This is a genomic window from Winogradskyella sp. ECml5-4, from assembly GCF_036903175.1.
Taxonomy (GTDB): domain Bacteria; phylum Bacteroidota; class Bacteroidia; order Flavobacteriales; family Flavobacteriaceae; genus Winogradskyella; species Winogradskyella damuponensis.
The window spans coordinates 1-12,147 of record NZ_JAYJLF010000006.1 but is presented as its reverse complement, the minus strand read 5'-3'; the positions used below and the strand labels follow the sequence as shown (position 1 = coordinate 12,147).

Sequence of the window (12,147 nt, the reverse complement as noted above, 5' to 3'; positions counted from 1 at the left end):
ATATAAAATAAGTATATTTCAATATTATGTAGGTTGGTTAATTTCCTACAATTTAAGCATTTATGTTTTATTATAATAATCCGATTGAATTTGTTCGTTTTTTCCATCTTGAAATTTAGTCATACTAAACCACTGATGAATTGAATAACTTCCTGTTTCTCCTTTTTTATTAAGAGCAATATATCCTACTTGAAAATTCTTGTAATTGCTATTAGGTTTATTTACAATTCTGCTAATTGCTTCTTCACAGGCTTCTTGAGGAGATTTGCCTTGCCGCATTAACTCTACAACTAAAAAACTACCGACAGTTTTTGCGACCTCTTCGCCTAAACCAGTAGCTGCGCATGCTCCTATTTCATTATCTACAAACAATCCAGAACCTATTATTGGGCTATCACCAACACGTCCTCCCATTTTGTAAGCTAAGCCACTTGTAGTACAAGCACCAGAAATATCTCCATTTTTATCAATGGCTAACATGCCAATGGTATCATGATTTTCTATATTGATAATGGGTTTGTATTTGGCTTCAATTTTCCATTTTTCCCATGCTTTTTTTGAAGCTTCAGTTAGTAGATTTTCGGGTTTAAAGCCTTTTGAAATGGCAAATTGTTTGGCGCCTTCACCAGCGAGCATTACATGTGGTGTGTCTTCCATCACTTTTCTTGCCACAGAAACGGCATGGGTTATATTTTGAAGATATACTACAGATCCACAATTTCCATGTTTATCCATTATGGAGGCATCTAAAGTAACATTACCATCTCTGTCTGGCAAACCACCTATACCAACGGTTTGTCCTTTTTCGTTAGCTTCTTCTATTCTGCAACCTTGTTCTACGGCATCTAGAGCATTTCCTCCTTCTTTTAATATTTCCATAGCTTTGGCTGTGGCGTTTTCAACATGCCAAGTTGCAATGACTATTGGTAGTGAGGCTTTTTCTACATTAACTATTGATGCTTTCGTTTCAGTAGAATTTTCTGCACAATTTACAAGTGTACTACCAACAGCAAAACCAACTCCGGTTAACGATGTGTTTTTTATAAAATCGCGTCTTTTCATCGAAAATTATTTTCATTAATATGTAACACCTTGTTTGTCTAAAACCGTTTTTGTTCTAAAGGCATAGAATAATAAATACCCAAAACAAGCTACAGCAATCCAGTATGAGGTTTGAATATTAAAGACGTCTGCCAATTTTCCTTGTACAGGAGGAATAATAGCACCACCTAAAATCATCATAATTAAAAAAGCTGAACCTTGAGAGGTGTATTTTCCTAAGCCAGCAATACTTAGTGTAAAAATACAAGGCCACATAATTGAGCAAAATAAACCACCAGACAAGAAGGCAAATAAAGCAACATTACCTGAAGTAAAGAGACCAATAAGCATTCCTAACATTCCTAAAAGACTGAATATTTTTAAAGTTTGAACAGGATTGTCTTTTGCTAAAAAGAAACCTCCAATTTGAACCGCAATACAGATGGCAAAAAATAGAATTTCATTTGCTGTAAAACTGTATTTAACCAAATTAGCCAAAATGATTACAGCAAAGGCCACATAAGGTACTATAATTAGAAGTACTTTTTTTAACCCTTTACTTGGATTAAAAACAGTAACAGCACCAACCCATCGTCCAATCATTAGTCCTCCCCAATACATGGAAATATATTTTCCTAATTCCGAATCATTTAAGACAGGTAAACCTATAGTATTTAAACCAGTGTTTTCTACACCTTGCTTTAAAAGCTCTCCAAGATTACTTCCTATGGTTACTTCTACACCAACATAAGTAAATATAGCTAGCATGCCTAAAACAAGTTGAGGGTATTTCATGGCTCCCCAACCATCCGGATTTTTAGAAGCACTAGAGTTTGCTATAAAAACAGTTGCTATTACTGCCAATAGTGCAATAAACAAAATGATTAATCTAGTGTGCTCTATGTCTTCAGTAGCAACAGCGTCACCTGAGTACGTGCTAAAAATATAACCAAAACAACCGACGATAACTAAGGTTAAAATAATTAATAAGTTTCTAGCTTTATTAGCGGGTTCAAAAGCGGTTTCGGATTTAAGAGCTGGTAGTTTTTTTGAAAAATGAAATAGTGCTGCTGCAATTAAAAATAAAGCACCAACGCACATATATAAAACTTGTACGGTGACCAAGGTAATTTCATTGGTGTTAATTTTTTCAGCTAATTGCTCAGTAGACCAAGAAGCAGATCCAAAAATAGCAAGACTTACTACAATTGGGCCAATAGTTGTACCAAAGGAATTTATACCTCCTGTTAAATTTAAGCGATGTGAGCCTGTTTTTGGATCACCCAGTGCAACGGCAAACGGGTTTGCTGCAGTTTGTTGTAATGAAAATCCTAGTGCTACAATGAAAAAAGCGATAAGCACAAAATAGAATACCTCTGTTTGGCCTTGTTCTGCACCAGCAGTTGCAGGATACATTACAAAAGCTCCTATTGCAGATAACAGCAAGCCGTAAACAATACCATTTTTGTAACCCCAATTATTTAATATATCACGCTTTACAGCACTAGACATTACAAATAATGATAGCGCACCAATATAATAGGCACCATAAAAAGCAAAATCAACTAATTGCGATTGAAACTGGTCAATATTAAAATAGGTTTTACAAAATGGAATAAAGACACTATTTGATGCTGCAATAAATCCCCAGAAAAAGAAAACCGTACATAGAGTTGCTAATGCTGATTTGTTATTTTGATTGTTCATTGTTATAAATGGTTAGTTAGTTTAAAGGTCTTGCTTAAATTGTGTTTTGTTGCTAATACAATCTTAAATGGTTAATTCTAATCGGATTTAAAAGTATTGAATGTTATGCTATTTTATTGAAATTTCATCCACAAAAATCCAACTTCTTCCATCCATAGGATAGCCAACATGCCATTTTGGTACTTTGCCAAGTTTTTTCGCAACGATTTTTACATATTTATATTTCGTTTTTGGAATTTTAAATTCAATTGTTTTAATGGCTATTGCACTATTCTTTTCAGCCGAATTTATAGTTTGTGGAGGCAAAGCTTTAAATGTTTTATTGTCTTTTGAAACAAAACACTGAACTTCCGTGGGGTAAAAAATCCAAGCATCCTGATCTTGTAAAAAGTTAACTGCGATTAAATTAATAGGTTTCTCAGTGCCTAAATTAACAGTTGCAACCATATCTTTATCCTCATAACCTTGCCAGCTTCCAGTTCTGTAATTTTTGGTACTTCTAATACCATCAATAAGTGCATCATTGCCTCCTGCGCTATATTGATTGGCATAATCACTTTCAAGAGTAATACTCAAATTGGGATCAATTTTGAAAAATGATGTGGTTAATACCGGACTTTTTAAATTCCCTTTTTCGGAATATAATTTTACTTGTGTATCTTCTGAAATAGTAAATGGGGTGTCATAAATTTTGAAATCATTGTCATCTACAGCATAATAAATTTTAGCATCAACTTCAGAGGTAGATAACACAACTTCGGTCGAATCTCTAAACGTAATATCTCCTTTTGCAATAAAAGGTGAAGGCAAAATAATATGATCTGTAATTTTGGTGATAGGCATTTGCCATTTTTCACTTCCCCAACGAGAATAAGAGTCTGTCATAAAAAACTCTAAAATTCCACCTTCCGCAATTTCATTATGATAAATGTAACTTCTGTCTAGAAGCTCTCCGTTTAAAAGTACATAACCGACATATTTATTTTTATCTGAAACATTATTGGCTATTATTGAAAATTTCTTTCCACTTTCAAGACTTATGGTTGCTTTATCAAAAAGAGGTGTTCCAATGATGTACTCATTACTTCCTGGAGTTACGGAATAAAAACCCATAGAGCTCAACACATACCAAGCACTCATTTGTCCGCAATCTTCATTTCCTGAAACGCCATCGGGATCATTACGATACAACTCCGTTAAAATTTGATGCACTTTCTCTTGCGTTTTATAGGGTTTATTCACAAAATTATAGAGGTAAGCCATATGATGACTAGGTTCATTGCCATGCGCATATTGCCCAATTAAGCCTGTGATATCCGATTGGTGACGTCCGGATATTTCTGTTTTGGCATTGAATAATTCATCCAATTTTTCTTCTAGCTGATCTTTTCCTCCAAGTAGTTCTATAAATCCTGAAATATCTTGAGGAACATAAAAACTGTATTGCCAAGCGTTGGCTTCGGTGTAATTAAAATTCACTTCGTAAGGGTCAAAAGGAGTAAACCAGGTGTTTTTAAAACGTCCTCGCATAAAGTTGGTTTCCGGATCAAATACATTTTTGTAGTACTGCGCACGCTGAATGTAAGTTTTGTAATCCTCCGTTTTACCCATGGCTTTTGCCATTTGCGCAATGGTCCAATCGTCATAAGCGTATTCTAGTGTTTTTGAAACCGATTCGCTTTCTTCATCCACAGGAATGAATCCATATTTTTTATATGCTTCAAGTCCAAATTTATCTCTGGTTGCCGAATACTTCATAGCTTCAAAAGCTTTTTCGGTATCGTAATCGCGCAAGCCTTTTAAATAGGCATCTGCAATGACTGGTACGGCGTGATAGCCAATCATACAATTCGTGTAATTTCCTGCTAAATCCCACATAGGCATAATGCCACCTTCGTCATATTTTGCTAAAAAGGTTTTGATAAAATCATTGGTGCGGTCTTGTTCTATAATGGTGTAAAGCGGATGTGCTGCTCTATAGGTGTCCCAAAGAGAAAATACTGAGTAATAATTAAAATCGGTTGTCTTATGAATCTCTAAATCCATGCCTCTATAGCGACCATCAACATCTTGATACAATTGTGGTGCTAGCATAGTATGGTATAATGCTGTATAAAAATTGGTCTTTTTATCTAAATCGTTGCTTTCAATTACTATTTTTTCAAGTTGCGATTCCCAAATCTGTTGGGCTTCTTGTTTAACGGTTTCAAAATCTTTGTTTAAAACTTCGGCTTCTAGATTTTTACGTGCACCATCTATATCAACGGCTGAAATGCCGACTTTCATATAAACAGGCTCGTTGTTTGGGTTTATAAATTTTAAAGCAGATCGTCTGGCTCCTGGTATTCCTGTTTCTGGTGGTGATTGTAACACATCATTAAACGGGTGCGATGTTTTTATAATAAAGTATAAACGTTGATCTTTTGCCCAAGCTTCAGAATGGCGATAACCAACAATTTCAGTGTCCGATATTTTTTCAATCTTAGCATCTAAAACCTTATCACGATGTACTAAATCTAAAATCACATATTGATTTTTAGAACTTGGAAATTCGTATTTATGAACACCACTTCGTTGAGCAACGGTAAGTTCTACATTAATATTTGTTGAATCTAAATGGACTTTATAATAGCCAGGTTCTGCAAATTCATTATCATGGCTGAAATGTGCACGATAGCCTTTTTTGCCATCAGCTCCATTATTAAAATTGATTTCGTTTGTTGGCATTAAAAGCACATCTCCATAGTCGCTAATGCCTGTTCCGCTTAGATGCGTATGCGAAAACCCATAAATATAACGGTCTGTATAATGATAGCCCGAGCAACCATCCCAACCGTCTAAGCGTGTATCAGGACTTAACTGCATCATCCCAAAAGGCAGTGTTGCCCCAGGATAAGTGTGTCCGTGACCACCTGTGCCAATAAAGGTATTAACGTAGTGGGTTAGTGGTTGGTCTTTTTGAGCTTCGGTAATTGAAGTTGAGGTATTACAACTTATAAGAAGTGTAAGCGCAATTACAATAGCGGTTGGTTTAAAATTCATCAAAAAGACAATTAATTATAATGCATCTAATATAGTAAAATGAAATTAAGACTGTTTTTAAGGGGAGTCCTTTTTGTCTGGTTTCTATTTTGACGTTCTGAGTATTAAGCTTGAAAAATCTTTAACACTTTCATAAGATAGGTCGCTTGTTATAAGCTTTAAATTTGTAAACTCAAAAAAACAAGATGATTCGCTGGATACTATTTGCTATTTTATTTATAATTCTAACGGTTTATGGTTTTCAGGCCATAAGAACTGTAACTAAACAAACTTGGATATACTATGTATTCTTTGGTATAGCTATCGTTATTGTGGGAAATTTTATTTTTCAGTTTACATCTGGTAATGAAGGGCGTGTACTGACACCAGGCAAAAGTTACGCATTTGGGTTTTTACTAACATTTCTAGCTTTTAATTTGGTATTAGTCCCAATTTTAATTGGAGAAGATATTATAAGAGGAGCAATTGGTCTGTACCAAAAGGCCATGACTCAGAAAGAGGCATTCTATTTTCCATCACGCAGAAAATTTATTAGTCAGGTTGCTTTAGGCTTGGCTGCTATTCCGTTTTCATCTTTGCTTTACGGCATGTATAAAGGCAAATATAATTTTAGAGTTCTTAATTATACGCTTCATTTTGAGGATTTACCAGAGGCCTTTGATGGGTATAGAATAACTCAGATAAGTGACATACATTCGGGTAGTTTTGATAACAAAGAAAAAATTGAGTATGCCGTAGATTTAATTAATGAACAAGAATCTGATATTTTGTTATTTACAGGAGATATGGTAAATAATAAAGCGTCTGAAATGTTACCTTGGAAGGATACTTTTGGAAAATTAAGAGCTAAGGATGGATTGTATTCTGTTTTAGGAAATCATGATTATGGAGATTATGTAGATTGGAGTTCTGCTGCTGCTAAAAAGCAAAATTTAGAAGATTTAAAAACCCTTCAGAAAGAAATAGGCTTCGATTTGTTATTAAATGAAAACCGATTTCTTGAAAAAGAAGGTCAGCGTATTGCTTTAATCGGTGTTGAAAATTGGGGTATAGGAGGTTTTAAGCAAGCTGGAGATTTAAAGAAAGCTTCTGAGCAAGTTCATAAAGATGATTTTAAGATACTAATGAGTCATGATCCTAGTCATTGGGATAAAGTTGTGGTTAATGATTCGTATCATTATCATTTAACTTTAAGTGGCCATACACATGGTATGCAATTTGGAATTGAGATTCCTGGTTGGATAAAATGGAGTCCTGCAAAATGGCGTTACAAGCAATGGGCTGGGATTTATACAGAACTAGGCCAGCACATCAATGTAAATAGAGGTTTTGGTTATTTAGGATATCCTGGACGTGTTGGAATTTGGCCAGAAATCACTGTAATTGAGCTCAAAAGAGGAACGAAAAGTGCATAATTGTAAAGAATTGCTTATTTTTATGATATGAGTACCTAACTCACGGATATAAATTACTAGGTTTTTGTGAGTTTGAAGTACTTGTATATTTGACTAAAACTAAAACGTATGTCAAAATTTGGGGAATTAATAGATGTTGAAATTCCAGTACTTCTGGATTTTTACACTGAAGCGAATGATCAATCTGTTGCTATGCATTCTGTGCTTAGAGATGTTGCGGCTTCATTAGGTGATAAAGCTAAAGTTATAAAAATTGATGTCGGTAAAAATAAAGAACTTGCAGAAGCATTGCGTGTTAAAGGTCTACCAACATTAATCATTTATAAAGATGGAGAAATGAAATGGCGCCATAGTGGAGAACAAGACGCTAATACGTTGATTAATATTATTCAAGAGTATGTTTAGGTGATTTTGATAAAGGTTTATAAAACCTATCAAGTATTATGTTATGCTCTTAAATTCATAACCTTTTTTGCTGTAATATTCTAAAACCTTAGGGAGTACATATTTTAAATTACGTGATGCTTTTATACTATCATGAAGCACAATAATACTTCCCTCTTTGGCTGCTGATGTTATATTTTTAAGGCAAGTTTCTTTTGATACAGATTTATCCCAATCGTAAGATAAAATATCCCACATCACGATTTTGTATCCTAATTTCAACAATTTTTTACTTTGTTTATTTTTAAACTTACCATAAGGTGGTCTAAATAGTTTTGATGACGGTTTATTGTTATCTGTTAAAAATTTTGAATTCTGAATTTGAAACTGAATAACGGAGTCGGTAAGTTCAACATTCCCAAGATACATTTTCGTTTTCGTTTTCCAACCTTTTAAATGGTTGTAAGTATGATTACCAATTGAATGTCCTTCTTTAATTATATTTTGAAAAATTTCAATATTTGCCTCAATATTACTACCAATGCAAAAAAATGTTGCTTTTGCATTGTAATCTTTTAAAGTTTGAAGCACCCAATCTGTAATTTCAGGAGTTGGGCCATCATCAAAGGTTAAAAAGAGTTCTTTTTTAGTTGTATCAATATTCCAAATAAAATTTGGAAATAAAGCTTTCACAAACCCTGGTATTTTAGCTGGAATAATTTTCATTAGAGTTTAATTCTCTGGTGCTATTCTTTCAATAGTGTCTTTAATGGTACTTTGTATATCAATATCGTTTGGCACTTCAGGTAGCTCTTCGTCACTATAGCGATTCATAAGTTCGTCAAACAAGCTTAAATAGCTATTAAATGTTTTGGTTTCCTGTAATGCAAAATCTTTATCGTTATATATAACTAGAATATCAATTAAGGCTCTGTAACGTTGTATATCTATATAAATCTCTTCACCAACCATAAATTCTTGGTCTTCTATATCTAAGCTGCTATAGTATACCAAGTTTTCTTGGTATTTTTTAGCGACATCTTTGTAAAGGGCACGTCCTTTTTCTACGTTTCCTATTTCATAATATGCACTCACATAAGGCTCTAATAAAGAATAGAAACCAAATTTATCTACAGGCATTTTTTCCATAGCGATGTCTGCAATTTCTTCGGCTTTATCTAATTTATCTTCATTAATTAACTGTTCTATTAGTCGAGCTAAATTGCCTCTATAGGTAATTCCATTTCTTCTGGTTTCAATATCATAATAGAGGTCTTCTCCACTGCCTCCCCATTCCCAGTTTTTCACCATGTCGTACATAAGGTCTGGATCTACACGTCCCATGTCATAAGGATTAGCTCTGTCTACAGGTGTTTTAATAGGTACTAATTTATAACACATGCCATCGAGTTGTAAATAATCTTTTAGCCAAATATAATCTTCGGCTCCAAAAGCACCACCAGTAAAATAAATTGGACGTTCCCAATTATTGTTGGCAATAATGTCTAACATTAATAGATTGTTTTTATAAATGTAGCTAGAGCTAATTTCAGTAAAAAGATTGTCTTCTATTTTGTCTGCATCTTTCGGTTTTACAATTCCTTTTTTAAGAACCATGTCTTTATTAACAGGAATGCTTATATAGCGTGATGGGTAATAATTAGAATTTAATAAGTGTTTAGGATATTGATCTGGGTCTTCACCTTGTCTTTCAACTACATATTTGAGTTTGGTACTTGGCTTTTCACTAGATACAAAATCCATAAAGTCCTTAATAGGTAATGTGTCCTTGGTAATTTCTCTTCTAATAATAACATCTCTTGTGGCTCCTCGATATTGATTGTGAGTAAGCTGTGAAGGAATAGGGTCACTCTCGTAAGCCTTGCGTTTCATTTGGTCAATGTACCAATCTGTTTGAAATAAACTGGTGTTTATTACACGTACATCTCTACGTACTCCTTCAATTTCTTGTAAATACCACAATGGGAATGTGTCGTTGTCTCCAATGGTAAATAGAATTGCATTAGGTGCACAGGACTCTAGATATTTACGAGCCATAGAATTTGTGGTGTACTTACCAGAACGATCGTGGTCGTCCCAATTATTCGCAGCTAAGACACCTGGCACAATAATAAGACAAGCTAAAGTAATAACAGGAGCTAAAAATTTTGTTTTTATACTTGATTGTAAAAGATCGTAGATGGCGTAAACTCCAAAACCAATCCAGATAGCAAAAACATAAAAAGAGCCTACAACAGAATAATCACGTTCTCTAGGTTCAAATGGTCTTATATTGGTGTAAAACTGAATGGCTAAGCCTGTTAGCAAAAAGAAGACGACTAATACCCAAAAACGTTTCAAATCCGAATACATCAAGAAAAAGAAGCCTACTAAACCTAATAGTAGTGGTAAGAAGTAATAGGTGTTTCTGGCTTTGTTTTCTAGAACGTCTGTTGGTAAATTATCTTGAGATAGCCCTAAATGCCACGAGTCTATAAAGTTTATACCAGAAATCCAATTTCCGTTTTTATGTGTGTATCGTCCTTGAATGTCGTCTTGTCGTCCTGTGAAATTCCACATAAAATAACGCCAGTACATGTAGCCAAATTGGTATTGAAACATATACATGATGTTATCTACAAATGATGGTTTTTCAACAATTAAATATTGCTGACCGTAGTTTCTTAAAAACTGATTATAACCTTCATAGTCAATTTCTCCTTCGGCAACACGTCTCTTAAAATCATAAACAAGCTGGTCAAATTGTTGTTTTTCTCCTAAAGCATATTGTGAAGCTTGGTCTTCGGTTAAACCTGCATTCATTGCTTCGTTGTAGGCACGTACTTGTAGGTTAGGATCAACTCTAAAGTCAATTAAACCTGTAAACATCATATAATTTTCGGCATGTTCAGCACTCCACATTCTTGGAAGAATTGAAGCATGCTCATGATTGTAGTTTTGTTTGCTTTTTTCCCAATCGTTAATAATGACGTATTTTCCAGCTTCATCATCACGCTCATAATTCTTTTTGTCGTCTACAAAGGGTTCGTCTTTATCTGCACCAGAATAGGATTCTGTAAACTGTGGTCCATAAAATAAATGGGTTTCAGGATATTGTTCTAAGTTGTAATAAGCTAAAAGCTCTCTAGCATCTGAAGGGTTGTTTTCGTTAATAACAACCTGCGCATTCGCACGAATTGGAAGCATCATCCAAGACGAGAATCCTATAAAGATGAACATTAAGCATAGTACTAATGTGTTAGCGTGTTTCAACTCTTTCTTACGCGTATAATTCAGCCCAAAATAAAATAAAGCGATAACCATTAATCCAGTAATAATAGTTCCTGAATTAAAAGGTAAACCAATAGAGTTTACAAAAAAGACTTCTAAGTATCCAAAAAGTTTTAATGTTGAAGGCAGTAGTAACTTAAATATAAAAAGCAGAATTGCAGCTGAAGCAATATTTGCTATGATGAAGTTTTTAACGGTAATGGTTTTGTAATTCTTGAAGTAATATAGAAGACCTATGGCAGGAATCGTTAAGAGTCCCATAAAGTGAACACCAAAAGATAGTCCAATGACAAAGGCTATTAAGATTAACCAACGGTTACCTCGTGGCTTGTTCATATCTTGTTCCCAACGTAAGCCTAAATAGAATAGAATAGCCATTATTAATGTAGCCATGGCGTACACTTCGGTTTCTACGGCATTAAACCAAAACGAATCGGTAAAGGTAAAAGCTAAACTTCCTACTAAAGCACTTCCTAAAATAGCACATGCTTTACCTGGGTTTTTGTCTTCATTGTACTTTGTAAGTTTTACAAGCATAAGACTAATGGTCCAGAACATAAAAAGAATGGTAAATGCACTTGCAACACCACTCATCATGTTCATTATGGCACCAATCTGTGAAGGTTCTAACGCAAACATGGAGAAAAAAGCTCCAAACATTTGAAATAACGGTGCTCCCGGTGGATGTCCTACTTGTAACTTAGATGAAGTTAAAATATACTCGCCAGCATCCCAAAAACTCACTGTTGGTTCAATAGTAAGCCCGTAAACTACAACTGCTACTGTAAAAACAAACCATCCTAGAATGTTGTTCCACTTTTTAAAGTTAAAATCTGTCATGAAAACCTTGATTATTAATGCTGGCGAATTTACTAATTATTACCTAAATGGCTACATTTTTAAGTTAACGTTAAGTATTTTTAAAATTTTTATTGTTTTTTTTTGTCTAAGTGAAACTTTGTTTTAAATTTGCACCCTCAAAATGAGAGATTGGCCTATGGTGTAACTGGCTAACACATCTGTTTTTGGTACAGAAGAGTCTAGGTTCGAAACCTAGTAGGCCAACCAAAAGAAAAAATCCTAATCAGTAATTGATTAGGATTTTTTAATTTTAGAATATTAGTTAATTTTAGATTTAGTCTGATTTTGGATCAAGATCAAAAGTTGTGTTTAAGCAAAGATTGTAGTTAATCTAAACAGAAAGAATTCCACATTCTTGACCCCTCTAAACTGTGCCCTGAACGCTTTTATTTTAGCATTGAAAGAT

The 12,147-nt window shown here is 34.1% G+C and carries 7 protein-coding genes and 1 tRNA gene; 3 read left to right on the top strand and 5 right to left on the bottom strand.

What is annotated here, in order from left to right:
* Nucleotides 1-60: 60 nt before the first annotated feature.
* The 3 genes from VDP25_RS06315 to VDP25_RS06305 all read right to left on the bottom strand — a co-directional run bounded on the left by VDP25_RS06315 (nucleotide 61) and on the right by VDP25_RS06305 (nucleotide 5,790).
* Nucleotides 61-1,062 (bottom strand): isoaspartyl peptidase/L-asparaginase family protein, encoded by a 1,002-nt coding sequence (locus VDP25_RS06315; protein ID WP_334467943.1) that lies wholly within the window; start codon nucleotides 1,060-1,062, stop codon nucleotides 61-63.
* A gap of 15 nt (nucleotides 1,063-1,077) precedes the next feature.
* Nucleotides 1,078-2,748, bottom strand: coding sequence for an MFS transporter (locus VDP25_RS06310; protein WP_334467941.1), 1,671 nt, complete (start codon nucleotides 2,746-2,748; stop codon nucleotides 1,078-1,080).
* 108 nt (nucleotides 2,749-2,856) lie between these two features.
* Nucleotides 2,857-5,790, bottom strand: coding sequence for a GH92 family glycosyl hydrolase (locus tag VDP25_RS06305; RefSeq protein ID WP_334467939.1), 2,934 nt, complete (start codon nucleotides 5,788-5,790; stop codon nucleotides 2,857-2,859).
* Nucleotides 5,791-5,975: 185 nt separating this feature from the next.
* Here VDP25_RS06305 and VDP25_RS06300 point away from each other — a divergent pair, with 185 nt between their 5' ends.
* Both VDP25_RS06300 and VDP25_RS06295 read left to right on the top strand, forming a co-directional pair.
* Nucleotides 5,976-7,205: a metallophosphoesterase gene (locus tag VDP25_RS06300; protein ID WP_334467937.1), complete on the top strand. Its 1,230-nt coding sequence runs from the start codon at nucleotides 5,976-5,978 to the stop codon at nucleotides 7,203-7,205.
* 108 nt (nucleotides 7,206-7,313) lie between these two features.
* On the top strand, nucleotides 7,314-7,610 hold the full coding sequence (locus tag VDP25_RS06295) for a thioredoxin family protein (protein ID WP_334467935.1): 297 nt from the start codon (nucleotides 7,314-7,316) through the stop codon (nucleotides 7,608-7,610).
* A gap of 36 nt (nucleotides 7,611-7,646) precedes the next feature.
* Here VDP25_RS06295 and VDP25_RS06290 read toward each other — a convergent pair whose 3' ends face one another.
* Together VDP25_RS06290 and VDP25_RS06285 are read right to left on the bottom strand one after the other, a co-directional pair.
* Entirely contained in the window at nucleotides 7,647-8,315 is a 669-nt protein-coding gene (locus VDP25_RS06290; protein ID WP_334467933.1) for a polysaccharide deacetylase family protein, read from the bottom strand.
* A 6-nt stretch (nucleotides 8,316-8,321) separates the two neighbouring features.
* Nucleotides 8,322-11,720 carry a glycosyltransferase family 117 protein gene (locus VDP25_RS06285; RefSeq protein ID WP_334467931.1) on the bottom strand — a complete coding sequence of 1,133 codons (3,399 nt, stop codon included), beginning with the start codon at nucleotides 11,718-11,720 and terminating at the stop codon, nucleotides 8,322-8,324.
* A gap of 151 nt (nucleotides 11,721-11,871) precedes the next feature.
* Between VDP25_RS06285 and VDP25_RS06280 the strand changes: the two genes are divergently transcribed.
* Nucleotides 11,872-11,948, top strand: a tRNA-Gln gene (locus VDP25_RS06280).
* Nucleotides 11,949-12,147 lie beyond the last annotated feature (199 nt).

Excerpts from the sequence above, each read along its gene's own strand:
- VDP25_RS06315 (WP_334467943.1), bottom strand. The coding sequence starts at position 1,062 with ATGAAAAGACGCGATTTTATAAAAAACACATCGTTAACCGGAGTTGGT.
- VDP25_RS06310 (WP_334467941.1), bottom strand. The coding sequence starts at position 2,748 with ATGAACAATCAAAATAACAAATCAGCATTAGCAACTCTATGTACGGTT.
- VDP25_RS06305 (WP_334467939.1), bottom strand. The coding sequence starts at position 5,790 with ATGAATTTTAAACCAACCGCTATTGTAATTGCGCTTACACTTCTTATA.
- VDP25_RS06300 (WP_334467937.1), top strand. The coding sequence starts at position 5,976 with ATGATTCGCTGGATACTATTTGCTATTTTATTTATAATTCTAACGGTT.
- VDP25_RS06295 (WP_334467935.1), top strand. The coding sequence starts at position 7,314 with ATGTCAAAATTTGGGGAATTAATAGATGTTGAAATTCCAGTACTTCTG.
- VDP25_RS06290 (WP_334467933.1), bottom strand. The coding sequence starts at position 8,315 with ATGAAAATTATTCCAGCTAAAATACCAGGGTTTGTGAAAGCTTTATTT.
- VDP25_RS06285 (WP_334467931.1), bottom strand. The coding sequence starts at position 11,720 with ATGACAGATTTTAACTTTAAAAAGTGGAACAACATTCTAGGATGGTTT.